Raw genomic sequence first — 394 nt, forward strand, 5'->3', positions numbered from 1 at the left:
TGCCGGGGGCGAACGACAGCCTCGACATGTTCGCCAAGCGCCACGGCGTACCGCTCGAGGCGGCGCTCGGTGGCAGCCCCACGCTGTATCCGGAGTATGCGGCGCGCCTGAGCAGCGGTTCCGCCGCGCGCGCGGATGCGGCGCGCGCATCGCGGGGTGCGCAGCCGCCCGCAGCCGACGCGCCCGCAGCGTCGTCGCTGCATGTGGCGGGGCAGGTTTGGCTCGTCGCGGCCGGCGACTACAACGTCGCGGTGCAAATCGGCGCGGAGGGCGTGTTCGTCGTGAACCCGGGGCCCGAGCCGGTCGCGGACGCCGTGCTCGCGGAAATCGCCAAGCTCGCTCCCGACAAACGCATTCGCATGATCGTCGACACCGACGACGGCTTGGCGCATGT

General features: G+C 72.3%; 1 protein-coding gene. It reads left to right on the plus strand.

The genetic code is table 11. The features are described 5' to 3' along the window. Nucleotides 1–26: 26 nt before the first annotated feature. Nucleotides 27–394 (plus strand): hypothetical protein (locus I6F37_RS43810; protein WP_225154956.1); only part of this gene is annotated, 368 nt, incomplete at its 3' end.

It is taken from the genome of Bradyrhizobium sp. NBAIM08 (genome assembly GCF_020193935.1).
GTDB classification, from domain to species: Bacteria; Pseudomonadota; Alphaproteobacteria; order Rhizobiales; family Xanthobacteraceae; genus Bradyrhizobium; species Bradyrhizobium yuanmingense.